This window comes from Streptomyces globisporus C-1027, assembly GCF_000261345.2.
GTDB lineage: Bacteria > Actinomycetota > Actinomycetes > Streptomycetales > Streptomycetaceae > Streptomyces > Streptomyces pakalii.
Window position 1 is genome coordinate 4,157,194 of the sequence record NZ_CP013738.1, and the last position, 25,169, is coordinate 4,182,362.

Consider the following 25,169-nt stretch of genomic DNA (forward strand, 5'->3'; position numbering starts at 1 on the left):
GCGGATGCGGTACGGGAGGCCGCGGCCGACGATGGAGGCTCGGGAGCCGACGAGCGGCGGGAGGCATGCTCTTGCAGGCCGACACGTGCGACGACGGCATGCCGTCGTTCTTCGACCCGAAGATCGTCGCGGCCCTGTTCGACGGCAATCCCGCCGCCGTCGCGGTGCTCGACCACGAGCTTCGCTACACCTACGTCAACCCCGCCCTCGAACGGCTCAACGGCCTCCCCGCCCGCGCCCACATCGGACGGACCTTCTCCCAGGTGCTGCCCGGGCTGCACGGGCAGGCCGCAGCCCTGCGCGACGTGCTGGCCGACGGCAAGCCCCGGGAAGTGACGATCAGCGGGCGGACCTGGGCGCCGACCGAGGAGGAGCAGCAGCTCTGGCGGGCCACGTACCACCGGCTCGACGCGGAGGGGGAGGGCTGCGGGCTGATGGCGATCGTCGTCGAGATCACCGACATCGCCCGGCAGCGCGAGGAGCTGGAGCAGGCCCGCGGCCATGTCGCCCTGCTCTCCACCGCCGCCGTCCAGATCGGCACCACGCTCGACATGGACACCACCTGCCGGGAGCTGGCCGACTTCGTGGTGCCCGACTTCGCCGACGTCGCGGCGGTCGACGTGTTCCCGGCCGAGGTGGGGCACTCCGTACGCCGCCCGGCGCCCGGTGTCGTACGGCTGCGGCGGGCCGCGCTGCGGGGCGACGGCGAACTCGACGCGCAGGTGCAGCGGTTCGGCCACCCCGGGGAGTACGTCGACTTCACCGCGGACTCCGCGGTGACCCGCTGTCTGCTGGAGAACGAGCCGGTCGTCGACGACTGGGAGAACCACCAGCGCGGGCGCAGCACCATCACCTCCGACCGGATCACCGCCTCCCTGGCGCTCGGGCTGCGCCAGGCGCTGGTCGTTCCGCTGACCGCCCGCAGCCGGCCGCTCGGCACGCTCACTCTCATCCGGGCCGAGGGCTCACCCCTCTTCGACGACCAGGACGTGGCCGTCGCCCGCGAGCTCGCCGTGCGCGCGGGCGTGGCCCTCGACCACGCCCGCCGGTACGACCACGAGCACAGCATCGCCCGCGAACTCCAGCGCTCCCTGCTCTCCGAGCCGTGGGGCCCCCACTCCCACGTCGAGGTCGCCACCCGCTATCTCCCCGCCGACGAGGGCGTCCTGGTCGGCGGGGACTGGTTCGACGTCGTCCCGCTCCAGGACGGCCGGCACCTCAAGGCGATGGGCGACGTGATGGGGCACGGGGTGGAGGCGGCCGTCGCGATGAGCCAGTACCGCTCGCTGCTGCGGCTGCTGGCGCAGGAGGACCTGCCGCCGCACCGGATCCTGGAGCAGCTCGACACCATGGTGGAGCGGTCGGGTCTGGACCGGGCGGCGACCTGTCTGCTCGCCGTCGTCGACCGGTTCGCCGGAGTGTGCGAGGTGGCCAGCGCGGGCCATCTGCCCCCGGTCTTCATCGACCCGGGCGCCGCCGGGGCCCGGGTCGTGCCGGTACCGGTGGGGCCGCCGCTCGGCACCGGGTTCGGCGGGTACCGGACCGCGTCCGAGCCCTGCGGTCCGGGGACCGTGCTGTTCATGTACACCGACGGTCTGGTGGAGCGCCGGGGCGAGGACATCGACGTGTCCGTGCAGCGGCTGGCCTCGCTGACCATGCCGGCGGGCGGGCGCCTGGAGGACCTGCTGGACCGGGTGCTGGACCGGTTCGGCGAGGACGCCGAGGACGACATCGCCGTCCTCGCCTCCCGGATCCGTGAGGGCCCGCCGGTGGTGCGGCCCGCCCCGGCGGAGTGACGGCCGCTGTTTGCCTGACCCCCGGTCAGCCCAGTTCCAGGCTCGTGATGCCGTACAGGCCCGGCCGGTCGATCACCGGTTCCGGGCCGCTGTACATGCGCGCCGTGTCGAACGACGGGGTCAGGCCCAGCTCCCCGGCCAGCCGCACGGCCGCCGGATTGATGTCGGGTACGTCGACGGCGACCGGGGTGTCCGGTGCGGTGGCCGCGACCGCGCTGACCAGGGCCGCAGCCACGGCGGGCGAGTCGGCGTACAAGGGGCCGATCCGGGACGCCGCGCGGCAGGCCCGCAGCACCGCGAGGCCCTGGAGCCCGTCGTCCCCGACCGCTGCGAGGGCCGTGCGGCCGGGGGCGGTGATCCAGGCGGCCAGAAAGGTGTCGCGGGCGGCCGGGAAATACCGCCGGTCGTAGGCGGCGAGCAGGTCGAACGGCACGCTGCGGGCGTCGATCAGGGTGGTTCCCGGCGGCGGTGCGATGTCCGGCGGGGGCGTCCCCTCGTACCGCGCGTTGCTCCAGCAGGTGCGGAAGCCGGAGCGGCGGTAGTTGTCCTGTTGCGCGGGCACCCCGTCGAGGCCGACGGTGCGCCCGGCGAGGCGGGCCGTCCCGGCCTGCCAGGTCCGCAGCCCGTAACCCTGTCCGCGCAGATGGGGGCGGGTCAGATAGAAGCCCAGGAAGCCGTACGCGTCGCCGTAGCGGACGACGGAGACGGAGGTGACCGGTTCACTGTCCAGCCGGCCGAAGAGGAAGCCTCCGGGGTCGGTCGCGAAGAACACCCCGCCGTCGTGCAGGCCCGGGTTCCAGCTCTCCTCGTGGGCCCACGAGGCCAACGTCACGATGTCCTCGGCGCGGGCCGCGGTGATCTCGAAAGGGTTCGGCACGGCACAGTCGTACCCCGGGCGGGCACCGCTCAGTGGCCGGAAGCGGGGCGATTTCCGGCCTTTCGGGCGGGGGCGGGGAGCGGCCCGCTCAGGCCGTTTCCGGGTTCTCCCGCTTCCGGCCGCGCAGCTGCCGCAGGACGAGGGCGGCCGAGGTGATCAGCGGCAGCATCCCCGCCACCGCGTCGGCGGTGTTCAGCTTGTCGTGCGTGCCCTTGGCCCGGCGGACCTGCTTGGACGCCCTGATGACCGCGAGCGCGCTGCTGCCCAGGCTCAGCACGAGCCCGGCCTTGCTGCCGCGCAGGCCCTTGGCGGGCGACGCGGACCGTTTCTTCGCCATCGGGGACACCTCCAGCCGGTGGGGCCGTCCGTTCGCGGGCGCGCCCTCCCCGTCCACGTAACCGGGTGTCCGCCACCTCCGCAAACGCGGGACCGGCCGCGGCGCGCTGCCCCGGCGGCCGCGGGTCGTCCCGGTGCGGCGCGCCCTCAGACGAACACGTACGCCACCGTCGTCGCCGCCCCCAGGCCCGCGCCCGCCAGGGTCTGGGCGACGGTGTGGTAGCCGAGGGCGACCCGGGACCAGCAGACCGCAGCGGTCAGCGCGTACGCGGCGATCCACCAGGGGGAGTGCACGACGGCGAGGAGCGAGACGGCCGCCGAGGCCACCGCCGAGTCGACCGAGATCTTCCACACCGTGTTGACGGCCAGCAGACCGATCGTCATCACCCACAGCGCGAGCATCGCGACGAGGATCCCGGTCGGCGCGTTCCCCAGCACCATCACCACCGAACCGGTGCCGATCGAGCCCAGGATCACGAAGAAGATCGGCGCCCGTTTCGTACGGTCCACGACGTGGCGGTCGCCCCAGGTGCCGCGGCCGCGCTCCCACTCGATGTACCCGGCCGGGATCAGCCCGGCGCAGAGCGCCCCGAGGAAGCCCCAGAGCAGCCCGGTCCAGTCGCCGCCCGCCGCCGCGAGGCCGATGCCGAGCATGCCCGCCAGCAGCACGTTGCGCGGCTGGAGGACGTCGGTGACGGTGCGGGCCACGGAGGCCGTGCGGGCGGAGGTGGTGGGGATCCCCTCGCCGGTCGTCCCCCGGCCCGGGTCGCCGTCGGTCGTGGTGGCCGTGGTGCCGGTCATGCGCTCGTCTCCGTCGTGCGGGCCGTGTCGGCCGTGGCCGTGGCGAGGACGGCGCGGGCGCGCTCCTCGTCGACCGTGCGGTACGCGGCGGCGACCCGGACCAGCCGGGCCACCTCGCCGTCCTGGTCCGCGGCGTGCTGGGAGGCGACCGTCGCGGCCCCTCCGGCGGGCGCGCCGGACTCCTTGGCGAGCAGGGCGGCCCGGATCCAGTAGGCGTCGGTGAGGGACGCGGCGCGGCGCGGATCGTCCGTGTCGCGGGCGGCGGCCCGTCCGGCGGCGTCGAGCAGCCCGTCGGGCACGTAGTGGCGCAGCTTCTCGGCGGCGTCCGCGATGTCGGCGGCCCAGCGGTCCACCCGCAGGTCGGCCGGGACGTTGAACCGGGTCAGCTCGCGGGGGAGGGACGCGGGCGGGTCGAACGGCTGCTCCGGGAAAGCGGTCATCAACTCGTACCAGAGGGCGTGCAGTCGGACCTGGGCCCGCCACAGCCTGGCCCGGCGCGCCCCGGCCGCGAACGCGGGGATGGACGCGCCGAGGGCGAAGAAGGCGAACAGCACCAGCTGCGCGGCCTCGGTGATCTGGTCGAAGCGCAGGGCGAACGCCTCGGTCGGCTCGTCGACCACGCTGATCCACAGGAAGAGCGTGCGGCTGACGGTGTAGCCGACGCCGATGAACATCGCGAACGTCATCATCCCGAGCCCGATGCGCAGATGACGGCGGCGGGCGTCGAGGGTGGCCAGCGCCCACTGGAAGGCGCAGACGGCGGACGCGGCCCCGAGGTAGAGGTAGAAGACGCTCATGTAGAGCGTGGCACCCCACTCCCCGGCGTGGTCGGAGACGAAGCGGTCCGAGGGCTCGGAGCGGTCGACGACGGTGAAGAACAGGACGGTCAGCAGGATCAGCGTGGCGACGGAGGCCTTGGCCGCCAGCTTCTGCACGAGCCGTGCGAACCGTACGTGGCGGGGGACCGCGCCCTCTTCGGGGTAGCTGCCGTAGATGGCCACGATGTAGCTGAGGATGGCCAGAATTGCCACCGTGGCGGTGTAGTGCTTGATGAGGACGGCGAGGTCGGTGACGGCGCTGTTGTTGAGGCCGATGCGGACCGCCTCGGTCTTCGTCCACAGGGCGATGGCGAAACCGGCGTAGCAGCCCCACAGCGCCCGGCGTCTGCGGTCCTCCTCGTCGCCCCAGAGGGCGGCGGGCATACGCCACAGGGCAACGGCCGTCATCAGGCCCGCTATGAGGTAGCCGGCGAGATCGAGGGGGGTCACGGCGGTGTTCGTCCTCGGGGTCGGGGTGCGGGGGTGGGGTCCGCGGGCGGAGACCGGTGGCACGTGTCAGGTGTCGCCGGACCGTCTTCCGGGGAAGAGGCCGCGCCTCCGGTGGGCCACCGGGCGGGACAGGGAGTTGTCCAGCCGCCCCACCATGTCATCGGTGGTGAGGTCCCGCGCCATCCGGGGGATCAGGGAGGCACCGAATTCGGCCATGCGTTCGTCGTGGGTGTCGTACTGGGCACGGGCCTGGACGATGCCCCCGCCGGAGGCGAAGGAATCGGCGGCGGCAGGGGAGATCATCCGGGCGATCAGCGAGGTGTCGAAGACCGGCAGGAGCGTGCGCAGCTGCTCCGCGTCGAGGGTCGTGCCGTGGTCGAACCACTCGTGGCACAGCTCGTGCAGGATCACGTGCTGGGTCTGGTACGCGGTCGGCCTGCGGCGGTAGAGGACCAGGCTGGTACCGCCCGCCTTGAGGCGCAGCCCGCAGGCGGCGTTGACGCGGGCGAGGCGGTCCGGCATCTCGTGCAGCCGGATCGTGCGCCCGCCGGCCTCCTCCATATTCGCGACGAGCCCGTCCAGCGTGAAGGGAACCGGGAGGGGCAGGTCGGCGAGCCCGGCCTCGCACTCTTTCCGCAGTTTCCGCAGGGACATGACGAAGACGCTACGCTGCCGGGCCCCCGGGGCGGTGGTTCGCGGCGGAATCTTTGCCACCGCTCTCCCCGGCGGGGCCCTCCCGCTCCCGGGCGGCGTCCTCCAGCAGGGCCAGGGCGAACCGCAGCAGTTCCGGCGGGAGGCCGTCGTCGTCCAGGCCCCGGCCGGCCACGCCGCTGATCTCCCCGGTGCGCCGCTTGGCCAGGAACTGGAGTCCGGCGACGACGTCGTCGACGACCTCGGACTCCTCCTTGAAGAAGCGCCAGTCCACGCCGAACCCCAGCCCGAGGGCCTTGAGGATGTCCTCGGAGGGCTGGGTGACCTTGCCGGCCAGGATGTTGGAGAAGTAGCTGTGCGACAGCGAGCCGCCGCGGTCGCGGACCAGTTCGGCGAAGACCCGGCCCGAGATCCTCTGGCCGGGGAAGGTCTTCTCGACCATGTACTCGACTTTTTCCCGCAGCGAGTCGAGGCGGGGCAGCTCGTCGGGACCGGGGGCGTCGACGGGTTCCGGACCGCGTTCGTCGCCGTCGTCCATGGCCATCCGGGCCTCCACGATCACCTCGGAGTCGGAACTGAGCTTGCGCAAACACTCTACGTCACTGTTAACTCGAAAAAACACGGGCAGGGGACCACGAGGGGAGTCCCTTGCCCGTGAATGATCCTGTGCCCCGCCCTGCGCGGAACAGGCCCCGTGCAGGCCTGGTGCAGGCTCCGGACCGCCCGTCGGGCCCGGCTGCGAACCGGCTCCGGACAGGGGTGTAGCCCTTCACGACGGGGGATGCGTGAAGGGCTACGCGTGCATTATGGCCCCGCGGTACTCCCGACGACAACTGACCGGTCGGTCAGTGATCCGGGGAAGGGCTGCGCGGGCGGACCCGTGCTGCCCTTCGCGGCCACCCGAATCTGTTCCGGTCGCGATAGACATGCCCGTGCCGGGCGATTAGGGTTTTGTATGCAGTCACGGAAAACAGTGGTACGCAGCAGAGGTGCACCCCGCAGGCGTACGGCGCCCGGCTCCTCCGGTCCGCGCGTGACGGAAGAGGTGCAGATGCCCCCGGAGACCCCCTCGCACGCCGCCGACCGTCTCGACGACGACGACTACCCCGCCTACACGATGGGGCGAGCCGCGGAGATGATCGGTGCGACGCCGGGGTTCCTCCGGGCGATCGGCGAGGCCCGCCTGATCACCCCGCTGCGGTCCGAGGGCGGCCACCGCCGCTACTCCCGCTACCAGTTGCGCATCGCCGCCCGCGCCCGCGAGCTGGTCGACGCCGGCACGCCCATCGAGGCCGCCTGCCGCATCGTCATCCTGGAGGACCAGCTGGAGGAGGCGCTGCGCCTCAACGAGGAGCTGCGCGGCCGCTCCGGCTGAATATCTGTTTTCGGCAGCACAGAATTTCGCGCAATGCGCGATGAGGCTTTTCCGGCGCGATCCGGCCGGTGATATCGGGCACTGCCTGTCCCGGGTCACCGTGCTAGTGTTGATCTCAGTTGCAGTTGTGGTTCCCAAAAACTTCAAGTGCCTCTGCCGACCGGATGTCGGTAGGTGCATTTTTGTCTTTCCGGTGTTCATGTGTTCTTCCGGACGGGGTAATCATCGCGGCGACGTGGGGTCCGCACAGTGCGGGCCCACGGGCTCTGCGCCCTTAAGGAGATATGACATGGCTACTGGCACCGTGAAGTGGTTCAACTCGGAAAAGGGCTTCGGCTTCATCGAGCAGGACGGCGGCGGCGCCGACGTCTTCGCCCACTACAGCAACATCGCTGCCTCCGGCTTCCGTGAGCTGCAGGAGGGCCAGAAGGTGACCTTCGACGTCACGCAGGGCCAGAAGGGCCCGCAGGCCGAGAACATCGTCCCCGCCTGATCATTCAGGCAGCACGGCGCAGCTGGGGCCCGCACCTTGGGGTGCGGGCCCCGGCTCGTTGTCGTTTCCGGGGCCCGCTGCGCGCGGCCCCCGACGGAGCCGCGTCCGGTGACCTGATTCCCGGCGGCCGGGCTTCGTTTTCTTTTGTCATTTCATCGGCTCGTTCTTGCGATTCCGGGTGCCGTTCACGGTCGTTTCCCGAAAAGAATCCCTCGATACGCGCCCATCGAGGAGAGGTTCTGCATGAATCGCGAACGCACGCCCCGCTCGAACGACCGGTTCTCCCGGACCCGTTCCGGCGGCGCCCCCCGCTACTCCGGCGGTGGCGGCGAGCGCCGGGCCGCGGGCTTCGGCGGCGGCCCCAAGCGCTCCGGCGGCTCGGGCCGGCCCGGTGGTCACAGCCGCCGTTCCCCCTCCGGCGCCAAGGGCGAGTTCGCCCTGCCGGTGACGCTCACCCCGGCCCTCCCGGCCGCCGAGACCTTCGGTGAGCTGGAGATGCCCGCACCGCTGAAGGCGGCGCTGACCGCCGAGGGCATGACCGTGCCCTTCCCGATCCAGGCGGCCACCCTGCCGAACTCGCTGGCGGGCCGGGACGTCCTGGGCCGCGGCCGCACCGGCTCCGGCAAGACCCTCGCCTTCGGCCTCGCGCTGCTGGCCCGCACGGCCGGCCGCCGCGCCGACGCCAAGCGCCCGCTCGCCCTGGTCCTCGTGCCCACCCGGGAGCTGGCCCAGCAGGTCACCGACGCGCTCACCCCGTACGCCCGGCCGCTGAAGCTGCGCCTCGCCACCGTGGTCGGCGGCATGTCCATCGGCCGCCAGGCGAGCGCGCTGCGCGGCGGCGCCGAGGTCGTCGTCGCCACGCCCGGCCGCCTCAAGGACCTGATCGAGCGCGGCGACTGCAAGCTGGACCGGGTCACCATCACCGTCCTCGACGAGGCCGACCAGATGGCCGACATGGGCTTCATGCCGCAGGTCACCGAGCTGCTCGACCAGGTGAACCCGGACGGGCAGCGGATGCTCTTCTCGGCCACCCTGGACCGCAACGTCGACCTGCTGGTGCGGACGTACCTGAAGGACCCGGTCGTGCACTCCGTCGACCCGGCCGCCGGCGCGGTCACGACGATGGAGCACCACGTGCTGTACGTCCAGGGCGCCGACAAGTACGCCACCACGACGGAGATCGCCGCCCGCGACGGCCGCGTGATCATGTTCCTGGACACCAAGCACGCCGTGGACAGGCTCACCGACCACCTGCTGCAGAGCGGGGTCCGGGCGGCGGCGCTGCACGGCGGCAAGTCCCAGCCGCAGCGCACCCGCACCCTGGAGCGGTTCAAGACCGGGCACGTCACGGTGCTGGTCGCCACCAACGTCGCGGCGCGCGGCATCCACGTCGACAACCTCGACCTGGTCGTCAACGTGGATCCGCCGACCGACCACAAGGACTACCTGCACCGCGGTGGCCGTACCGCCCGCGCCGGGGAGTCCGGCAGCGTCGTCACGCTGGTGCTGCCGAACCAGCGCCGCGAGATGACGCGGCTGATGGCGGACGCCGGGATCACCCCGCAGATCGCCCAGGTCCGTTCCGGCGAGGCCGAGCTGAGCCGGATCACCGGTGCGCAGGCGCCCTCCGGTGTCCCGGTCGTCGTCACCGCCCCGCCCAAGGAGCGCTCCGGCCGCGGTGGCGGCGGCGCGTTCATGGGCCGCGGCACCAAGCGCGGTGGCGGGGCCCCGGCCCGGCGCGGCCGTCCCGGAGTGCCGACGCCCGAGGAGCGGGCGGCCGCCGCGCAGCGCCGGAAGAACCGCGCGGCGTGACTCGTACGGTCCCGGCGCCCGCGGTCAGGTGACTGTCTGTAACAAGGCGCCGGGGCCGGGCGTCGCTCCCCGCCCCGGGGCCCGGCCGGCCCCAGGATCGGCGCCATGAAGAGGAAGCTGACCGCGTTAGGCGTGACGGTGGTGGCGTCCGTGCTGCCCGCCACCGCCGCCGCCCACGCCGACGAGACGCACACCGACTCCCACAACGGCCCGCAGGTGGCCCTGATCGCGACGGGCCAGATCGACGATCCGCTGGAGGACGTCCTGGAGCATGTCGCGGTGCTCGGCCGGACCGTCGTCGCGGATCACTGAATGCCCGACCCCGGCCCGGCCGTTCGGTGGCGTCTCAGGACGCCCGGGCGGCCGGTGGCTTCTGCCGGGCCCACGCCATGCGCGGCTCCAGCAGCGGGCGCAGCAGCCGCCGGACCGGGGGCGTGCAGAGCAGGGTGATGACGGCGATCGCGCCCAGGGTGACGGCGACCGTGCCCAGTGTGGTGTCGAAGAACGGGTCCTCGTAGAAGCCGCCGTACTTCAGGCTCCGGACCACGAAGCCGTGGAGCAGATACCCGTACAGCGTGCCGGTGCCGAGCACGGTCATCCAGCTCCTGCCCTTGGGCACCCAGGCGAGGAAGCAGGCGCCCAGCACGAGCGCGGCCAGGAAGAGCAGGAGCGTGGTCACGGGACCCGTCCACTCGGCGATGCTCATCTCCTGGGCGCTGTTCTTGCGGAAGAACAGGGAGGTCGAGGTCCGGGGGACCATCCAGTACGCCAGCAGCATCCCGGCCACGAACACCGGCACCGAGACGACCCGCACCCAGGTGGACCGGACGAACGCGAAGTGCTCCGGGCGCATCCGCAGGCCGAGCACGTAGAACGGCAGGAACTGGAGCATGCGCTGGATCTGGAGGCTTCCGTCGGCGGCCGGTGACACCGTCGCGAGGGCGGCCACGGCGAGGGAGACCAGCACGGGGAAGCGCACGGCCTGCCAGACCGGAGTGGACAGCCGCCAGAAGAACAGGGCGGGCAGGAACCACAGCAGCCAGTAGGGCTCCAGCATCGACAGGGGGAAGTCCGGCTTGTCGACGGCCCGCTCGAAGAGCGTGTAGATCATCTCGAACAGGATGTACGGCACCAGCAGGCTGGTGACCAGCTTCCACACCCGGTCCGGCCGCAGTTCGAAGTTCCGCGAGAAGTAGCCGGCGATCAGGATGAACACCGGCATGTGGAACGTGTAGATGAAGGTGTAGGCGGCCTCCACGAGGCGCCCGGGCGGCAGGGGTTCCCAGGCGTGCCCGACGGCCACCAGCACGATCGCCAGATATTTCACGTTGTCGAAGAAGGGGTCCCGGCCGTCGGCCGGCGGCTTTCCGGTCTCCGGGGCGCCGGCAGCGGCGGTGGGGCGCGGCTGCTCGGAGGTGAGGGGGGAAGGCATCCTGACACCCTAGAACGCGGAGGCGCTCCCTCCGACCGCTGTGTCCTTCATCACTTCTGGCATCACTTCCGGGCGGTCCGTGCGGGCGGCTCCGCGCTTCCCTCGGCGTCCAGGTGCGGCAGGATCCGGTCCAGCGGGCCGGGGATCCACCAGGCGGCCCGGCCCAGCAGGGTCATCACCGCCGGGACCAGCAGCAGCCGTACGACGGTGGCGTCGATGAGCACACTGGCGGCGAGCCCCAGGCCCAGCATCTTCACCACGATGTTGTCGCTGATGACGAACGCGGCGAAGACGCTCACCATGATCAGGGCCGCGCACGTGATGACCCGGGCGGTGATCTCCAGCGCGTGTGCCACGCTCGCGCGCGGGTCCCCGGTGCGGACCCACGCCTCGTGGATGCGGGAGAGCAGGAAGATCTCGTAGTCCATGCTCAGCCCGAAGACGATCGCGAACATCATCATCGGGACATAGCTCTCGATCGGGACGTCTCCCGACACCCCCAGCGCCGGGCCGCCCCAGCCCCACTGGAAGACCGCCACCACGACCCCGTACGAGGCGGCGATCGACAGCACGTTGAGCACGGCGGCCTTCACCGCGACGAGCAGGCCGCGGAAGACGGCCAGGATCACCAGGAACGCCAGGCCCACGACGACCGCGATGATCAGCGGCAGCCTGCTGGAGACGATGTCCAGGAAGTCGACCTGGGCGGCGGTCGTGCCGGTGACGTACGTGCTCGCGTCGTAACCGGAGACGGCCTGGGGCAGGACGTCGTCGGTGAGCCGGTTCGTCAGGGAGGTCGTCCGCTCGTCCTGCGGGGCGGCCACCGAGTACGCGGTGGCGGTCAGCACGTCGCCGTCGGACGTGGCGGTCAGCTGGGTGATCACCTCGGCGTCGGGCACCCCGGTCAGCGCCTTCTGCGCCTGGTCGGCGAGGGCGGACCGGTCGCCGGAGGACACCTTGCTCTGGTCGATGACCACGGTCAGCGGGCCGTTGGAGCCGGGGCCGAAGGCGCTCGACATCAGGTCGTAGGCGCGCCGGTCCGTGAACGACTTCGGGTCGGCGCCGTCGCCGATGTGCCCGAGCTGGATGAAGAAGACCGGGAAGGACAGGACGGCCAGCAGCACCACCCCGCCGGCCAGGAACCACCAGGGCCGCCGCTCCACCCGCTGCGCGTACCGGTGCCAGCCGCCGGGCTCCGCGCCCTCGGCGGCCGGTACGGTCTCGGCCACCGGTTTCCGTACCCGTACGCGGTCGATGCGGCGGCCGATCAGACCGAGCACCGCCGGTACGAGGGTGAGGGCGCCCGCCACCGCGGTGACCACGGTGACCGCGGCGGCCAGGCCGAGCTTGCCGATGAACCCGATCCCGGAGACCCACAGGCCGGACAGCGCGATGATCACCGTGCAGCCGGAGAGCAGCACGGCGTGCCCGCTGGTGGCGGCGGCGTTCCCGGCGGCGGTCACCGGGTCCTGGCCGTCGACGAGGTTCTGGCGGTGCCGGGTGACCAGGAAGAGGGCGTAGTCGATGCCGACGCCGATGCCGATCATCGTGGCGAGCGTCGGGGAGACGGTCGCGAAGGTCGCGGCGGCGGCGAAGAGGCCGAGCAGTGCCAGCCCGCACAGGGCGCAGATCAGCGCGGTGACCAGCGGCAGCACGGCGGCCAGCAGACTGCCGAAGCCGATCAGCAGGACCACGATCGCCGCTGCGAAGCCGATCGCCTCGCTGGTGCGGTCGCTCGGCTCGGGCCGGGCCAGTTCGCCGAGCGATCCGCCGTACTCCACCGTCACCCCGGCCGACCGCAGCGGCTGCACCGCGTCGTCGACCCCGTCCAGATAGGACGCGTCGAGCGTGGAGGGCTGCACGCTGAACCGGACGGTGATGTAGGCGGTCTTCCGGTCCGTGGAGAGCGGCCCGGTGTTCGGGTCGGGCGGCGGGGGCGGGGTGGAGCCGGACGACGGCAGCGGGCTCTGCGCGGAGAGCACGTCCGGGAGCTTCTGGAGGTCGCCGACGGCGGTCGCGACCTGGTCGGAGACGGAGGTGAGCGGCTTGTCCGGGTCGTGCAGGACGACTTGGGCGCTGTAGCCGCCCGCCTGCGGGGCGTGCGCCTTCAGGACGTCGAGGCCGTCCTGGGACTGGGTGCCGGGGAGCGAGAAGTCGTCGGAGTAGTCGCCGCCGTAGACGTGCTGGAGGACCTGGAGACCGGCGAGCGCGGCCACCCACAGGACGAGGACGGTCGCGAAGTGCCGGGCGCACCACTCGCCGGTGCGGCGCAGCGCACCCCGGCGGCGCGGGGCGGCTTCCGGGCCCGTGCGGGTCTGTGACGACGGCATGCGGTCTCTCCTGCCTCCCGCCCCGTTCGCGACGGTGCTCCCGGCGGTTCCGGCAGGGACGGCCTTCGGCGGTTCGCTGACTTCGCATTCAACGGCCCCCGCCGCCGCCCGGCACGCCGGTGCGGGAGAACGGGTGACGGGGGTGCCCCCCCACCTTCGCGGCGGGGTGTCCCCACCCTCCGCGCACCAGGCTCCCGGATGGGCAGCCGGTCCTCGCCCGGCCAGGCTGGGTCCATGACGAACCGGACCCGCAAAGCCTTACTTCTCGCCGTCTCCGCCGCCACCGCGGCAGGGACCCTGACCGCCGTCGGCGTACCCGTCGCGCACAGCCGCCCGGCGGGACCCGCCGCGTCTCCGCTCGCCTGGGGGCCCTGCGCCCCGATCCCGGGGACGCCCGTCCCGGCCGGGCAGCAGTGCGCGACCCTCCGCGTTCCCCCTGGACTACCGCGCCCCCGGCGGGCGCACCGTCGAGGTGGCGGTGACCCGGCTGCGCACCGACCGGCCCGAGGCCCGGCGGGGCACCCTGCTGGCGCTCGCCGGCGGCCCCGGCGGCTCGGGGGTGCAGCGCCTCGCGCAGAAGGGCGAGGCGCTACGGGCGGCGACCGAGGGGGCGTACGACCTGGTCAGCCTCGACCCGCGCGGGGCCGGCGGCTCCACCCGGGCCGGCTGCGGGATCCCCGAGGCGGACCGGCACATGGTGACCCTGCGGTCCGGGCCCGCCGCGGACGGCTCGATCACGGAGAACACCGAACGTTCCCGCCGCACCGCCCTGGCGTGCGCGCGCGACGGCGGCCCGGTGGTGCGGTCCTTCAGCTCCCGGAACCAGGTCCGTGACATCGACCGGCTGCGCGCCGCGCTGGGCGAGCGGAAGCTGTCGGTCTGGGGCCACTCGTACGGCAGTTACGTCGCGGCCGGGTACGCGCAGGAGCACCCGGACCGCGTCGACCGGCTGGTCCTGGACAGCACGGGCGACCCGGACCCGGCGCGCGTGGGGTACGGCTGGATGGCGAACGTGGGCCCGGCCGTCGCCCTCCGCTTCCCCGACTTCGCTGCCTGGGCGGCGGACCCCGCCCGGGAGGCCGAGGGGCTGCGGCTGGCCCGGCGCGCCGAGGACGTCCAGCCGCTGTTCCTCGCGCTGGCCCGGGAGCTGGACCGCGAGCCGAAGGAGTCGGGTGTTCCCGGTGTGCCGCTGACCGGGAACCGGCTGCGGCAGGCGCTCCACGGCAGCCTCAACAGCGATACGGGGTTCGCTCCGCTGGCCCGGCTGATCCGGTCGGCGGGGGATCCGCAGGGCCGCCCGGTGCTGCCGCCGGAGCTTGCGGGCGCGCTGCCGGACGAGGACGCGTCGCTGACCATGGCGGTGATCTGCAACGACGTGCGCTGGCCCGGACCGGACTCCCGGTACGCCCGCCGGGTCGCGGCCGACCGGGCGCGGTATCCGCTGACGGCCGGGCTTCCCTCGAACATCACCCCGTGCGCCTTCTGGAAGCACGACGAGGAGCCGCGGCCCGCCCGGATCACCGACGAGGGCCCCTCGAACGTCCTGATGATCCAGAGCCTGCGCGACCCCGCCACCCCGCTCGCCGGGGCCCTGAAGATGCGGGCGGCGCTCGGCGAGCGGGCCAGGATGGTGACCGTCGGGCAGGGCGGGCACGGGATGTATCTGGGCAGCGGCAACGCCTGCGGCGACCGGGCCGTCAGCGACTTCCTCGTCACCGGGAAGCGCCCCGGACGGGACACCCACTGCCCGAACCGAGCGGCCTCCCCGGGGGTGTCATAACGGCTGATTCCGGGACGCTCCTTGCTATACACGAGCGATGGAGTACCCGGGCACCCTCGTTCTGATCATGGCCCTGGCGGTTCTCGCCCCGCTGCTCGGTTACGCCACCGGGCGGTGGCTGCCGGTCCCCGTCGTCATCTTCGAGATCGTGCTCGGGATCCTGGTCGGGCCCGATGTGCTCGGCTGGGCCCGTCACGACCAGGTCATCGACACCCTGTCCGACCTCGGGCTCTCGATGCTGATCTTCCTGGCGGGGTACGAGATCCGGTTCGCCGAGGTCCGCGGCGACACGCTGCGCCGGGCCGGCGGGGCCTGGGTGCTGTCGTTCGCCGCCGGGCTCGGCGTCGCCCTGCTGCTGAGCGGGGCGGACCTGGCGAAGAGCCTGGTCATCGGCACCGCGCTGACCAGCACGGCGCTGGGCGCCGTGCTGCCGATCCTGCGGGACTCGGGGCGTCTTGAGGGGCGGTTCGGGTCGGTGGTGATGGCGTTCGGGTCGGTGGGGGAGTTCGGGCCGATCATCGCGATGGCCCTGCTGTTCAGCGGGCGCAGCCCGGGGGCGGCGAGCGCGGTGCTGGCCGTGTTCGCGGTCGTCACGGCGGGCGCGGTGTTCTGGGCGATGCGGCCGAGGCCGCCGTGGTTCGCCCACATCGTCGCCACGACCCTGCACTCCAGCGGCCAGTTCGCCGTCCGCTTCGTGATGCTGCTGCTGGCCGGGATGCTGGGGCTCGCCCATGTCTTCGGGCTGGACACGCTGCTCGGCGCGTTCGCGGCGGGGATGCTGACCCGGCTCGTCCTCCAGGGGTCCGTGCCCGAGCGCAGCGACGCGATCCTGGAGCGGGTCGAGGCCATCGGCTTCGGCTTCCTCGTGCCGTTCTTCTACATCGTCACGGGCATCGACTTCGACCTCGCGGCACTCCTGGACGGCGGCCGCCCGCTGGTGCTCCTACCGGTCTTCCTGCTGCTGTTCCTGCTGGTGCGCGGGGTTCCGGCGTATCTGCTGGCCCCGCGCGACCTGACCGGGCGGGCCCCGCGGGCCGCGCTCGGGCTCTTCTCGTCCACGTGTCTGCCGCTGGTGGTCGCGATCACCGCGATCGGCCTGGACGACAAGGTGATCGGGGCGGGGGAGGCCGCGGCCCTGGTCGCCGCCGCGATGGTGTCGGTGCTGGTGTTCCCGCTGCTGGCGTTCCGGCTGCTGCGCCGGGAGGAGGACGGCGGGGGCAGGGCCGTTCCGGGGCGGGCGGCGGAGAGCGGGGAGGCGTGGTGACCTGCTCGCCTGTGCCTGTGCCTGCGGCTGCGGCTGCTCCGGCCCGTACCGCTCGGTGAAGCGTGGCGGACCGGGCCCGTACGGCCGTCTACGCCTGCGGCTGCTCCGGGCCCTCCTCCGTCGGTACGCACAGCACCGGGACCGTCGACATGTGCAGCAGCTTGTGCGGGGTCGAGCCCAGCAGGGCCCCGCGCATCGGGCTCTCGCCCCAGGTGCCGACCACGATGACCCGGGCCCCGTGCCGTTCGGCGGCGTCCAGCAGGGCCTGTGCGGGCTTCTCGTCCAGCACCTCGACCGAGGCGGGTACGCCCGCCTCCTCGGCGGAGGTGAGTGCGTGCTCCAGGCCGGTGCGCCCGGCCTGCCGGATCGCGTCGTAGTGGCTGCGGTACTCCGCGCCGTCGCGCAGCCCGGGGGCGGCGGCCCCGTAGACCATCACCAGTTCCTCCCCGTACGCGGCCGCCACCTCGATGGCGATGCGCAGGGCGCGGGCGGCGCCGGGGGACTCGTCGTAACCGAGGACGACCGACATCTCACGGCCCCTTCCGGGTCGGGGCGTGCACCAGGTCCGGGTCCGCGACCCCCGGCCGCTCCTGCCAGAACACCGCGTCGCGCAGCCGCCACACCACCATGAGGACCACGCCGACCAGGGCGATCACGATGCCGATGACGAGCGGCGGGCCGAGCCCGAACCAGGAGGTGCCGCTGTAGGAGTTGGCCGGGTCGGACATGTCGATGACCGAGCGCACCAGCAGCCAGGTCAGCAGTCCGGCGCCGACCACCGGGCCGAGCCCGATGAGCAGGAAGTTCCGCACGCTTTCGGTGAGATGGCGCCGGTAGTAGACGGCGCAGGCCACCCCGGTGAGCGCGTAGTAGAAGGCGATCAGCAGGGACAGCGCGGTCAGCGAGTCGAAGAGGGCGTTGGCGGAGATCTGGTTGACGATCAGATACCAGGCGATCGCGATCCCGGCGACCCACCACGTACTCACGTCCGGGGTACGGAACCGGGGGCTGATGTGCCCGAAGTGCTGCGGCAGCGCCTGCCGGCGGGCCATGGACAGGGCGGTCCGGGACGCCGGGATGATCGTCGTCTGGGTGGAGGCGATCGCGGAGGTGGCCACCGCCAGCAGCAGGATCCAGTCCCAGCCGCCCAGGACGTCCCCGGCGAGCTGGGCGAAGATGAACTCCTCCTCGCCCGCGTTCTCCGCCAGGAACGCCGTCCCCGCGAAGGCGACGACCGCGATGGCGACCGACAGGTAGGTCACCAGGAGCACGACGGTGGACCACAGGCCCGCCCTGCCGGGCGCGCTGGCCGAGTCCTCGGTCTCCTCGGTGAGGTTGACCGCGGACTCCCAGCCCCAGTAGATGAACACCCCGAGCAGCAGCCCGCCGGTCAGCGCGGCACCGCCCGCGCCGAAGGGGTTGAGCCAGCCGCCGGAGGGCTCGATCGAGTCGAAGCCGGTCGTGCCCGCGTACACCCGGTAGAGCGCCACCCCGACGAAGACCAGCAGGAACGCGATCTGGAGGAGGATCAGGACGTTCTGCACCTTGGCGGACAGCTCGGTGCCGATGACGCAGAGCCCGGTCATCACGATGATCAGCAGCACGGTGAGGAACTGGCGCGCGAAGTCGTTCTCGACCCAGCCGTCCAGACCCACCGCCAGCAGCGTGAAGCTCACCGCCACATCGGCCAGCGAACCCACCACCAGGACACCGGTCATGGTGATCGCCCAGCCGCCCAGCCAGCCCGCCCACGGGCCCATCGCCCGGGTCACCCAGGAGAACGTCGTACCGCAGTCCTGGTCGACCTTGTTCAGGTAGTAGAACGCGGAGGCGATCAGCAGCATCGGCACGAACGAGGCGAACATGACGCCCGGGGCGTAGATCCCCACCAGGGCGACGATCGGGCCGATGACGGCGGCCAGCGAGTACGCAGGAGAGGTCGCGTTCAGACCGATGACAAGGGCGTCGACGAACCCGATCGCGTTCGGCTTGAGGCCGACATCCGGTTCGTCCCGCACACGGTCGTGGGCCATGGTTCCTCGCTCCGCCGGGCACCCCCGCCGGGAGCGGGCGATGATCCGGATCTCATCGTAAGAAGACCCGGCGAAACGCGCATTCCGGACGGCGTGCCCGGGCTGCGGGGAGGGCTCGCGGAGGCCCGGCGCCCTGTCACCCGAACGGCCCGCTCCTCTGCGAACCCGGAGGTCAGGGCGCAGGGTGGAGTCCATGTGGTCCCGCCGACTCGTCCTGGGCGTTCTGGTCCTGCCCCTGGCCCTCCTGGTGTTCGGGGACGGTCCGGCGTTGCGCGCGCCGGGGGCGGAGCTGGCCACCGGACCCCGCCCGCCGCGCGGTCTCCCGCAGCCGGCCATGGTCAGCCGCCGGGACTGGCACGCGGACGAGAAGCTGGTCCGGGAGGGTCCGCACTACACGGGCGCGGCGCGGGCGGTCTTCGTCCACCACACCGGCAACCCCAACGACTACGACTGCGCGGACGCCCCCGAGCTGATCCGGGCCGTCCAGCGCGACCACATCCGGCAGGACGGCTGGGACGACATCGGCTACAACTTCCTCGTCGACCGCTGCGGCACCATCTACGAGGGCCGGGCCGGCGGTGTCGGCCGCTCGGTGCTCGGCGCGCACACCAAGGGGTTCAACGCCGACACGGTCGGCATCGCGGCGATCGGGAACTTCGGCCCGGGGGCCGAGGTGCCGAAGCCGATGATGGACGCGCTGGTGCGGCTCGCCGCCTGGAAGCTGCGGCCCGGGGCGGACCCGCTGGGCAGCGTCGAGCTGGTCTCGACGAACGACGAGAGCCGCTTCGACGAGGGGCAGGTGGCCCGGCTGCACGTCATCTCCGGCCACCGCGACAGCTTCGAGACCCGCTGCCCCGGCGACGCGCTCTACGCGCTGCTGCCCGCACTGCGGGAGCGCGCCGCGAAGCTGCGGGCCACCGTCCCCGGTCACTCGGCGGCGGCCCGGCTGCGCCCGTCCCTCTGAGCCGCGTCCCCGGAAGTGGCTAGCGGGCGACGAACTGCGTGAGTATCGCCTGCACCTCGTAGATGTCGACGCCCTTGGTGAACGTCTTCTGGAGCGGCGTCGGGGTGCCCGAGATCCAGATCTTCAGCTCGGCGTCGAGGTCGAACGTCCCGGCCGTCTCGACGGCGAAGTGCGTGATGCTGCGGTACGGAACGGAGTGGTACTCGGTCTTCTTGCCGGTGATGCCTTGCTTGTCGACGAGGATGAGCCGCCGGTCCGTGAACAGGATGGTGTCGCGGATCAGCAGGAACGCGGCGTGCACCTGCTCGCCCTGCCCGAGCAGCTTCGCGTAGTCCTGCTGGGCGGTGGCCGGGTTGATCGTGTGGGCGTTGCCGAACAGTGCCATGGGTCCCCGTTTCTCCGAAGGTGCGTCAAGAGTCCTAAGAAGTACGTCCGCGGTGGTGTCTCTGGTTCCCGGGGCCGGCCTGCCGACACCTCCCGCAGTCCTCTCCGCTACAGCGGTACGACCGTCGCCTCCGTCGCCTTTACGCTGGTCCAGACGGCGCTCCCGTCGGCGATGCCCAGCTCGGCCGCGGCCCCCGGGGTGATCTCCGCGACCAGGTCCGGGGCCTCGTCCGAGGTGATGAGCAGCCGCAGTCGGCTGCCCCCGGAGGTGATCTCGCGGACCGTGCCCGGCCAGACGTTGCGCGGGGATCCGGTGGGCCGCTCCCGGTGTACGGAGACGGCTTCCGGCGCGATGACCGCCAGCGCGTCCGTGCCCGCCGGGAGCGGCTCGGCGACCACGAGATGGCCGCCGCCCTCCAGGGCCAGGCCGTCGGCGGTGGCGGTGCCGGGCCAGGCGTTGCGGCCCAGCATCCGGGCCACCCAGGGCGAGCGCGGGTGCCGGGTGACCTCGGCGGGCGGCTCGTCCTGGAGGGCCCGGCCGTCCTCCAGCACCAGGACCCGGTCGGCCAGCGAGACCGCCTCGACCGGGTCGTGGGTGACGATCAGACAGACCCCGCCGAACTCCGCGAGGTGCCCGCGCAGGGTGTGCCGGACCCGGGCCCGGGTGGTCTGGTCGAGGGCGGCGAGCGGTTCGTCCAGCAGCAGGAGGCGCGGGCGGGCCGCCAGGGCGCGGGCCAGGGCGACCCGCTGGGCCTGGCCGCCGGAGAGCTGGGCGGGCTTCCGGTGGGCGAGGTGGCCCACCCCGAGCCGGTCCAGCCAGCCCTGGGCCTCGCGGCGGGCCTCGGCGCGCGGCACGCCGTGGGCGCGGAGCCCGTACGCCGTGTTGGTCAGGGCGCTCAGGTGCGGGAAGAGGGCGCCGTCCTGGGGGACCCAGGCCACGCCCCGGCGGTGCGGGGGGAGGCCGGTGACGTCGTCGTCGCCGAGGCGGAGTGCGGCGTGGGCGCGGGGGGTGAGGCCGAGGAGGGCCCGCAGGAGCGTCGTCTTGCCCGCGCCGTTGGGGCCGACCACCGCGATGGTGGTGCCGGGCCCGGCGTCCAGGGTGAGGCGGGTGAAGCCGGTGACGTCGGCGTGCAGCGGCCAGGGCTCGGGCGCGGACTTCCGCGGGAGGCCCGGGGCCGGTTCGGGGAGCGGGGCCGGGGCGGCCGGGTCCTCGGGGCGGGCCGCCGCCGCACGGCTCGCGGGGTCCCGGTGGTCGCCCGGGGTGCCGGTCCAGCGGCCCCGCAGCGCGATGAGCACGATCATCGCGATGGCCAGGAGCAGCAGCGACACGGAGGTGGCGGCCTCCGGCGAGTCCTGGAGCAGCAGATAGACCTGGAGCGGCAGGGTCTGCGTGGTGCCGGGGAGGTTCCCGGCGAAGGTGATGGTCGCGCCGAACTCGCCGAGCGCCCGCGCCCAGGTCAGGGCGGCCCCGGCGATGAGCCCGGGGGCGACCATCGGCAGTGTCACGGTGAGGAACACCCGGATCGGGGAGGCCCCGAGCGAGGCGGCGGTCTCCTCGTACCGGGGGCGGAGCCCGCCGAGCGCGCCCTCCAGCGAGATGACCAGGAACGGCATCGCGACGAACGTCGCCGCGAGCACGGCCCCCGAGGTGTGGAAGGGGAGCGTGACGCCGAACGTGTCCTCCAGCCAGGGGCCGAGCAGCCCGCGCCGCCCGAACGCCAGCAGCAGCGCGACACCGCCCACCGTGGGCGGCAGCACCATCGGCAGCAGCACCAGCGAACGGACGAACGCCTTGCCGGGGAACGGCACCCGGGCCAGCAGCCAGGCCAGCGGCACCCCGAGCAGCAGGGAGAGCCCGAGGGCCCACATGGAGACCAGCAGCGAGAGCCGCAGCGCCTCGGTGGTGGCCTCGGCGGTGAGGTGGTCGCCCAGCTCGTCCCAGGAGGTGCGGACCAGGATCCCGACGAGCGGCAGCATCAGGAACGCCACGGCCAGCAGGGCGGGCACCGTCAGCAGCAGGGGCGCGCGGGCCCCGGGCGTACGGCGGAGTGCCGGTCGTTTCATGGTGACCTCGTCGGGCGGCGGGGGACGGGCGGTGCCCGGCGGGCTCGTAGGACGGTACGGGCCCGCCGGGACGTACGGGGGTGTCGGCCGCGTACGGGGTGTCGGACCGCGTACGGGGTGTCGGCCGAGCGCGGGGTGTCGGACCGCGTACGGGGTGTCGGCCGAGCGCGGGGCGGTCGGCGCTGACGGGGCGGTCGCGCGTACGGGGGTGCCGGCCGGGGCGGGGTGGTCGGCGTGTACGGGGCGGTCGGCCGGGGTGCGGTTACGGCTGCTGGAAGCCCGCGCCCTGGAGGATCTTCTGCGCCTCGGGCGTGGAGAGCCAGGCGACGAACGCGGCGGCCGCCTCGCTGTGCTTCGACGCCTTCAGCGTGGCGGCCGGGTAGGAGGCGATGGCGTTCTCCGCGTCCGGGATCTCGATCGCGTCGACCTTGTCGGTGGCGGTCGCGGCGTCGGTCTTGTAGACGAGCCCGGCGTCCGCCTCGCCCAGCTCGACCTTGCTGAGGACCGCGCGGACGTTGGGCTCCTGGGAGACCGGCTTCACCTCGATCTTCTGCGCGTCGAGGATCTGCTGGCTGTAGCGGCCCACCGGCACCTCGGGGGCGGCCAGGACGACCTTCAGCTTCGGGTCGGCGAGGTCCTTCAGGTTCTCGACCTTCTCCGGGTTGCCCTCGCCGGTGGCGATGACCAGGCGGTTCTTGGCGATGACGGTGGGCTTGCCGGTGTCGCCGGAGAGGCCGTCCATCGTCTTCGTGTCGGCGGTGACGAGGGCGTCGGCGGGGGCGCCCTGCTTGACCTGGGCGGCCAGCTCCTGGGAGCCCGCGAAGGAGAACGTCACCTTCGTGCCGGGGTTCGCCTTCTCGTACGCGGCCCCCGCCTCCTTGAAGACGTCCGTCAGGGAGGACGCGGCCAGCACGGTCAGATCGGCCTTCGGGGCGCCGGACGCGGACGAAGTGGCCTCGGAGCCGCTGTCCGCGTCCTTCTTGTCGTCGTTGCCGCAGGCGGCGAGCGGGACGAGGAGCGCGGCGGTCAGGACGGCGGCGGCCGCGCGGCGGCGGGTGAGCAGGAGAGACATGAGGGTGAGGCTCCTTGGATGCGTGGGCGTGAGGCGCGGGACGTGGGCGTACGCGCGGGTGCGGTACGGCAGTACGGGGCGGGCTCAGGTGCGGTCGATGTGCACGCTGGTCGACTTCACGCGGGCGGTCGCCTGCATGCCGACCTCCAGGCCCAGCTCCTCCACCGCCTCCCGGGTCAGGAGCGAGACGAGCCGGTGCGGCCCGGCCTGGATCTCGACCTGGGCCGCGACGTCGCCGAGTTTGACCGCGGTGACGATGCCCGGGAACGCGTTGCGGGCCGAGGTGTAGGGGTCCTCGTCCTCGCCGCCCGCACTCTGGCCGACCTCGATCGAGAAGGCGGCCAGCGCGCGGCCGTCGATGAGACGGCGGCCGGCCTCGTCGCGATGGGTCGCGACCCGGCCGGCGTCCGCCCAGCGGCGGGCGGTGTCGGGGCTGACCCCGAGAAGTCGTGCTGCCTGGCCGATTGTGTAGGACTGCATGTGCGACACGCTAGGCCAATAGGGGTGGCATCTGCCATTCTCTGGACGATGTTCCATCGCAGATGCGAGGGGCGTCGGAGGAATCTACGGACGCCGTGGAGCCCTCGGAGGGGTGCGCGGCGGGCAGGGAGACGGGCCGCGCCGGTCTCCCGGTCGCGGCCCGTCGGCGGCTGACGGCCCGGGTCAGGCCATCGGGCTCATGTCCGGCATCCCGCCCTGGGTGGTGGTCACGTCGATCACGGCGAACGCCGCGCCCTGCGGGTCGCCGAGCACCGCGAACCGGCCGAACGGGCTGTCCGCCGGTCCGAAGTGCAGCGCCCCGCCGCGTTCGGTCGTCCTCGCCACCGCCGCGTCGCAGTCGGGGACGGCGAAGTACACGTTGACGTAGGAGGGCACCTCGGGGACACGGCGGCGGCCGCCTTGCCGTTCGCGTACGCCTGTGTGTGGTAGCCGAACTCCGCCTGGATCTCGCCGAACGTCCAGCCGAGCACGTCCGTGTAGAAGCTCTTCGCGCCCTCGACGTCGGCGAACATGGCGTCCGCCCAGCACGGGGTGCCCTCGGGTTGTACAGCCATGGCGTGCCGGTCCTTCCCTCACGTCCCCGAGTCCTGCCTTCGGCCCCACCGTCATCGCCCACGCCAGTCAGCCGGGGGCCGGTCCGCGCGTCGGGCGGACCGGCCCCCGGCCGGGGAGTCTCAGTGGCGTGAGCGGTGCCGGGAGTTCTGCTCCGGGGCGGCGGCGTATTCCGCGCAGTCGGGGTTCTCGCAGGGGCCCGCGCGCCATACCGGGACGAAGATCCCGAGGGACTTGTGGCGGTGGATCTCGGAGGGGACGGACTGTTTGCAGGTGGGGCACATGAAAGCGGCCCGCTGGTGGAGGTCACGCTTTTTGCTGTCCATTTACTCACGATAGGCGCGGCGGAGGATTTGGGGAAGTCTTTCCCTTTGCTTTGCCTCTGACTTACTTGTCCGTATCGGTGCCGGAGGCGTCCGCACCGTCCTGGTTCTGCGGCGGACGGCGCATGCTCAGGGTCACCGACACCGCCAGAATCACGACGATCACCGCGAGACTCACCGGCGACGGGATCTCCGGGATCGAGGTGCTGATCATCTTGTGGGACGCCTGGAGGATGAGCTTGACCGCGATGAAGGCGAGGATGATCGCCAGGCCGTGGCTGAGGTAGTGGAACCGGTCCAGCAGCCCCGCCAGCAGGAAGTACAGGGCCCGCAGCCCCAGGATCGCGAACGCGTTGCTGGTGTAGACGATGAACAGGTCGTCGCTGACCGCGAGCACCGCGGGCACGCTGTCGACCGCGAAGATGAGGTCGGCCGCCTCGATCGCGGCGACCACCGCGAGCAGCGGCGTGGCGATGCGCCGCCCCTCCTTGTGGACGACGAAATGCGTGCCGGAATACTCGTCCTGGACCGGCATGACCTTCCGCAGCGCCCGCACCGCGAAGCTCTTGCCGGGGTCGAAATTCTCCTCCTGGCCGCTGAGGATTTTGTAGCTGCTGTAGAAAAGGATCGCGGCGAAGAGGAACAGGACGAACGTGAAGCGGTTCACCACCGCGACACCGGCGGTCAGGAAGAGCGCCCGGAACACCAGGGCGCCGATGACACCGTAGAAAAGCACCCGGTGCTGGTACTCCCGGGGCACCTTGAAATACGCGAAGATCAGCGCGAAGACGAAGAGGTTGTCGACCGAGAGGCTCTTCTCCAGCAGCCACGCGGTCGTGTACTCCGTTCCGGCGGTCGTCCCGAGCGTCAGGAAGACGACCCCGCCGAAGACCAGCGCGAGACCCACCCACAGGGCGCTCCACAGTCCGGCCTCCTTGAAGCCGATGACATGCGCCTTGCGGTGCGCCAGGAGGTCGACCGTCAGCGAGACGACGACGGTCACGGCGAACACGATCCACAGCCACACCGGTACGTCCACGCCGGAGACCTCCCACTCGGGT

23 protein-coding genes and 2 pseudogenes are annotated in these 25,169 nt (G+C 72.5%); 8 read left to right on the forward strand and 17 right to left on the reverse strand.

The annotated features are described in order from the left end of the window. The first annotated feature begins 65 nt into the window (after nucleotides 1-65). Nucleotides 66-1,796, forward strand: a complete 1,731-nt coding sequence (locus WQO_RS18100) for a SpoIIE family protein phosphatase (RefSeq protein ID WP_010063078.1) — start codon at nucleotides 66-68, stop codon at nucleotides 1,794-1,796. Between the two features lie 25 nt (nucleotides 1,797-1,821). On the opposite strand, the gene WQO_RS18105 is transcribed toward WQO_RS18100, so the two are convergent. The 6 genes from WQO_RS18105 to WQO_RS18130 form a co-directional block, all read right to left on the reverse strand. Beyond that, a complete protein-coding gene (locus WQO_RS18105; RefSeq protein WP_010063079.1) occupies nucleotides 1,822-2,673 on the reverse strand; it encodes a GNAT family N-acetyltransferase in 852 nt (283 codons plus the stop codon). A gap of 88 nt (nucleotides 2,674-2,761) precedes the next feature. Further along, nucleotides 2,762-3,010 carry a hypothetical protein gene (locus WQO_RS18110; RefSeq protein WP_029182553.1) on the reverse strand — a complete coding sequence of 83 codons (249 nt, stop codon included), beginning with the start codon at nucleotides 3,008-3,010 and terminating at the stop codon, nucleotides 2,762-2,764. Nucleotides 3,011-3,156: 146 nt separating this feature from the next. Further along, entirely contained in the window at nucleotides 3,157-3,810 is a 654-nt protein-coding gene (locus tag WQO_RS18115) for a phosphatase PAP2 family protein (RefSeq protein ID WP_010063082.1), read from the reverse strand. After that, the gene (locus WQO_RS18120; RefSeq protein ID WP_010063083.1) at nucleotides 3,807-5,078 is read right to left on the reverse strand and encodes an MAB_1171c family putative transporter; all 1,272 of its coding nucleotides are present in this window, start codon (nucleotides 5,076-5,078) and stop codon (nucleotides 3,807-3,809) included. The genes WQO_RS18115 and WQO_RS18120 overlap by 4 nt, the downstream gene beginning before the upstream one ends. 66 nt (nucleotides 5,079-5,144) lie before the next feature. Further along, nucleotides 5,145-5,732: a hypothetical protein gene (locus WQO_RS18125; RefSeq protein ID WP_010063084.1), complete on the reverse strand. Its 588-nt coding sequence runs from the start codon at nucleotides 5,730-5,732 to the stop codon at nucleotides 5,145-5,147. Nucleotides 5,733-5,742: 10 nt separating this feature from the next. Continuing rightward, on the reverse strand, nucleotides 5,743-6,318 hold the full coding sequence (locus WQO_RS18130) for a hypothetical protein (RefSeq protein ID WP_010063085.1): 576 nt from the start codon (nucleotides 6,316-6,318) through the stop codon (nucleotides 5,743-5,745). A 462-nt stretch (nucleotides 6,319-6,780) separates the two neighbouring features. Between WQO_RS18130 and WQO_RS18135 the strand changes: the two genes are divergently transcribed. From WQO_RS18135 to WQO_RS18150, 4 genes are all read left to right on the forward strand, one after another. After that, nucleotides 6,781-7,104 carry a MerR family transcriptional regulator gene (locus WQO_RS18135; RefSeq protein ID WP_010063086.1) on the forward strand — a complete coding sequence of 108 codons (324 nt, stop codon included), beginning with the start codon at nucleotides 6,781-6,783 and terminating at the stop codon, nucleotides 7,102-7,104. 289 nt (nucleotides 7,105-7,393) lie between these two features. Next, the gene (locus tag WQO_RS18140; RefSeq protein ID WP_010063087.1) at nucleotides 7,394-7,597 is read left to right on the forward strand and encodes a cold-shock protein; all 204 of its coding nucleotides are present in this window, start codon (nucleotides 7,394-7,396) and stop codon (nucleotides 7,595-7,597) included. Nucleotides 7,598-7,840: 243 nt separating this feature from the next. Then, entirely contained in the window at nucleotides 7,841-9,409 is a 1,569-nt protein-coding gene (locus WQO_RS18145; RefSeq protein WP_010063088.1) for a DEAD/DEAH box helicase, read from the forward strand. A 105-nt stretch (nucleotides 9,410-9,514) separates the two neighbouring features. Further along, a complete protein-coding gene (locus tag WQO_RS18150) occupies nucleotides 9,515-9,721 on the forward strand; it encodes a hypothetical protein (protein WP_029182554.1) in 207 nt (68 codons plus the stop codon). 34 nt (nucleotides 9,722-9,755) lie between these two features. Here WQO_RS18150 and WQO_RS18155 read toward each other — a convergent pair whose 3' ends face one another. Together WQO_RS18155 and WQO_RS18160 are read right to left on the reverse strand one after the other, a co-directional pair. Beyond that, nucleotides 9,756-10,841: an acyltransferase family protein gene (locus WQO_RS18155; protein ID WP_010063091.1), complete on the reverse strand. Its 1,086-nt coding sequence runs from the start codon at nucleotides 10,839-10,841 to the stop codon at nucleotides 9,756-9,758. 62 nt (nucleotides 10,842-10,903) lie between these two features. Next, on the reverse strand, nucleotides 10,904-13,171 hold the full coding sequence (locus WQO_RS18160) for an MMPL family transporter (protein ID WP_010063092.1): 2,268 nt from the start codon (nucleotides 13,169-13,171) through the stop codon (nucleotides 10,904-10,906). 234 nt (nucleotides 13,172-13,405) lie between these two features. Between WQO_RS18160 and WQO_RS18165 the strand changes: the two are divergent. Both WQO_RS18165 and WQO_RS18170 read left to right on the forward strand, forming a co-directional pair. Next, nucleotides 13,406-14,951, forward strand: a pseudogene (locus WQO_RS18165) (alpha/beta hydrolase). A 37-nt stretch (nucleotides 14,952-14,988) separates the two neighbouring features. After that, nucleotides 14,989-16,215 carry a cation:proton antiporter gene (locus tag WQO_RS18170; protein ID WP_010063094.1) on the forward strand — a complete coding sequence of 409 codons (1,227 nt, stop codon included), beginning with the start codon at nucleotides 14,989-14,991 and terminating at the stop codon, nucleotides 16,213-16,215. An 88-nt stretch (nucleotides 16,216-16,303) separates the two neighbouring features. Here the strand turns inward: WQO_RS18170 and WQO_RS18175 are convergent, their stop codons facing one another. Together WQO_RS18175 and WQO_RS18180 are read right to left on the reverse strand one after the other, a co-directional pair. Continuing rightward, complete coding sequence (locus tag WQO_RS18175) at nucleotides 16,304-16,744, reverse strand: universal stress protein (RefSeq protein WP_010063095.1); 441 nt, start codon at nucleotides 16,742-16,744, stop codon at nucleotides 16,304-16,306. A 1-nt stretch (nucleotide 16,745) separates the two neighbouring features. After that, nucleotides 16,746-18,248: an APC family permease gene (locus WQO_RS18180; RefSeq protein ID WP_010063096.1), complete on the reverse strand. Its 1,503-nt coding sequence runs from the start codon at nucleotides 18,246-18,248 to the stop codon at nucleotides 16,746-16,748. A gap of 193 nt (nucleotides 18,249-18,441) precedes the next feature. Between WQO_RS18180 and WQO_RS18185 the strand changes: the two genes are divergently transcribed. Continuing rightward, nucleotides 18,442-19,212, forward strand: coding sequence for a peptidoglycan recognition protein family protein (locus WQO_RS18185; protein WP_010063098.1), 771 nt, complete (start codon nucleotides 18,442-18,444; stop codon nucleotides 19,210-19,212). Between the two features lie 19 nt (nucleotides 19,213-19,231). Here the strand turns inward: WQO_RS18185 and WQO_RS18190 are convergent, their stop codons facing one another. The 7 genes and pseudogenes from WQO_RS18190 to WQO_RS18220 all read right to left on the reverse strand — a co-directional run bounded on the left by WQO_RS18190 (nucleotide 19,232) and on the right by WQO_RS18220 (nucleotide 25,147). Further along, complete coding sequence (locus tag WQO_RS18190; protein WP_010063099.1) at nucleotides 19,232-19,597, reverse strand: PH domain-containing protein; 366 nt, start codon at nucleotides 19,595-19,597, stop codon at nucleotides 19,232-19,234. A gap of 107 nt (nucleotides 19,598-19,704) precedes the next feature. Beyond that, nucleotides 19,705-21,660: an ABC transporter permease gene (locus tag WQO_RS18195; protein WP_010063100.1), complete on the reverse strand. Its 1,956-nt coding sequence runs from the start codon at nucleotides 21,658-21,660 to the stop codon at nucleotides 19,705-19,707. Between the two features lie 262 nt (nucleotides 21,661-21,922). Continuing rightward, nucleotides 21,923-22,732 (reverse strand): molybdate ABC transporter substrate-binding protein, encoded by an 810-nt coding sequence (modA, locus tag WQO_RS18200; RefSeq protein WP_010063101.1) that lies wholly within the window; start codon nucleotides 22,730-22,732, stop codon nucleotides 21,923-21,925. Nucleotides 22,733-22,816: 84 nt separating this feature from the next. After that, a complete protein-coding gene (locus WQO_RS18205) occupies nucleotides 22,817-23,212 on the reverse strand; it encodes a TOBE domain-containing protein (RefSeq protein ID WP_010063102.1) in 396 nt (131 codons plus the stop codon). Nucleotides 23,213-23,395: 183 nt separating this feature from the next. Next, nucleotides 23,396-23,787 (reverse strand): annotated as a pseudogene (locus tag WQO_RS34465) (VOC family protein). A gap of 120 nt (nucleotides 23,788-23,907) precedes the next feature. Then, nucleotides 23,908-24,111: a hypothetical protein gene (locus WQO_RS18215; RefSeq protein ID WP_029182555.1), complete on the reverse strand. Its 204-nt coding sequence runs from the start codon at nucleotides 24,109-24,111 to the stop codon at nucleotides 23,908-23,910. 61 nt (nucleotides 24,112-24,172) lie between these two features. After that, nucleotides 24,173-25,147, reverse strand: coding sequence for a TerC family protein (locus tag WQO_RS18220; RefSeq protein WP_010063105.1), 975 nt, complete (start codon nucleotides 25,145-25,147; stop codon nucleotides 24,173-24,175). Nucleotides 25,148-25,169 lie beyond the last annotated feature (22 nt).

What these genes read in the sequence shown, in the direction of transcription:
- WQO_RS18175 (WP_010063095.1), bottom strand. Translation starts at nt 16,744, where the DNA reads ATGTCGGTCGTCCTCGGTTACGACGAGTCCCCCGGCGCCGCCCGCGCC.
- WQO_RS18180 (WP_010063096.1), bottom strand. Translation starts at nt 18,248, where the DNA reads ATGGCCCACGACCGTGTGCGGGACGAACCGGATGTCGGCCTCAAGCCG.
- WQO_RS18205 (WP_010063102.1), bottom strand. Translation starts at nt 23,212, where the DNA reads ATGCAGTCCTACACAATCGGCCAGGCAGCACGACTTCTCGGGGTCAGC.
- WQO_RS18150 (WP_029182554.1), top strand. Translation starts at nt 9,515, where the DNA reads ATGAAGAGGAAGCTGACCGCGTTAGGCGTGACGGTGGTGGCGTCCGTG.
- WQO_RS18145 (WP_010063088.1), top strand. Translation starts at nt 7,841, where the DNA reads ATGAATCGCGAACGCACGCCCCGCTCGAACGACCGGTTCTCCCGGACC.
- WQO_RS18140 (WP_010063087.1), top strand. Translation starts at nt 7,394, where the DNA reads ATGGCTACTGGCACCGTGAAGTGGTTCAACTCGGAAAAGGGCTTCGGC.
- WQO_RS18195 (WP_010063100.1), bottom strand. Translation starts at nt 21,660, where the DNA reads ATGAAACGACCGGCACTCCGCCGTACGCCCGGGGCCCGCGCGCCCCTG.
- WQO_RS18170 (WP_010063094.1), top strand. Translation starts at nt 14,989, where the DNA reads ATGGAGTACCCGGGCACCCTCGTTCTGATCATGGCCCTGGCGGTTCTC.
- WQO_RS18190 (WP_010063099.1), bottom strand. Translation starts at nt 19,597, where the DNA reads ATGGCACTGTTCGGCAACGCCCACACGATCAACCCGGCCACCGCCCAG.
- WQO_RS18100 (WP_010063078.1), top strand. Translation starts at nt 66, where the DNA reads ATGCTCTTGCAGGCCGACACGTGCGACGACGGCATGCCGTCGTTCTTC.
- WQO_RS18110 (WP_029182553.1), bottom strand. Translation starts at nt 3,010, where the DNA reads ATGGCGAAGAAACGGTCCGCGTCGCCCGCCAAGGGCCTGCGCGGCAGC.
- WQO_RS18215 (WP_029182555.1), bottom strand. Translation starts at nt 24,111, where the DNA reads ATGGACAGCAAAAAGCGTGACCTCCACCAGCGGGCCGCTTTCATGTGC.
- modA (WP_010063101.1), bottom strand. Translation starts at nt 22,732, where the DNA reads ATGTCTCTCCTGCTCACCCGCCGCCGCGCGGCCGCCGCCGTCCTGACC.
- WQO_RS18125 (WP_010063084.1), bottom strand. Translation starts at nt 5,732, where the DNA reads ATGTCCCTGCGGAAACTGCGGAAAGAGTGCGAGGCCGGGCTCGCCGAC.
- WQO_RS18135 (WP_010063086.1), top strand. Translation starts at nt 6,781, where the DNA reads ATGCCCCCGGAGACCCCCTCGCACGCCGCCGACCGTCTCGACGACGAC.
- WQO_RS18115 (WP_010063082.1), bottom strand. Translation starts at nt 3,810, where the DNA reads ATGACCGGCACCACGGCCACCACGACCGACGGCGACCCGGGCCGGGGG.
- WQO_RS18185 (WP_010063098.1), top strand. Translation starts at nt 18,442, where the DNA reads ATGTGGTCCCGCCGACTCGTCCTGGGCGTTCTGGTCCTGCCCCTGGCC.
- WQO_RS18160 (WP_010063092.1), bottom strand. Translation starts at nt 13,171, where the DNA reads ATGCCGTCGTCACAGACCCGCACGGGCCCGGAAGCCGCCCCGCGCCGC.
- WQO_RS18155 (WP_010063091.1), bottom strand. Translation starts at nt 10,841, where the DNA reads ATGCCTTCCCCCCTCACCTCCGAGCAGCCGCGCCCCACCGCCGCTGCC.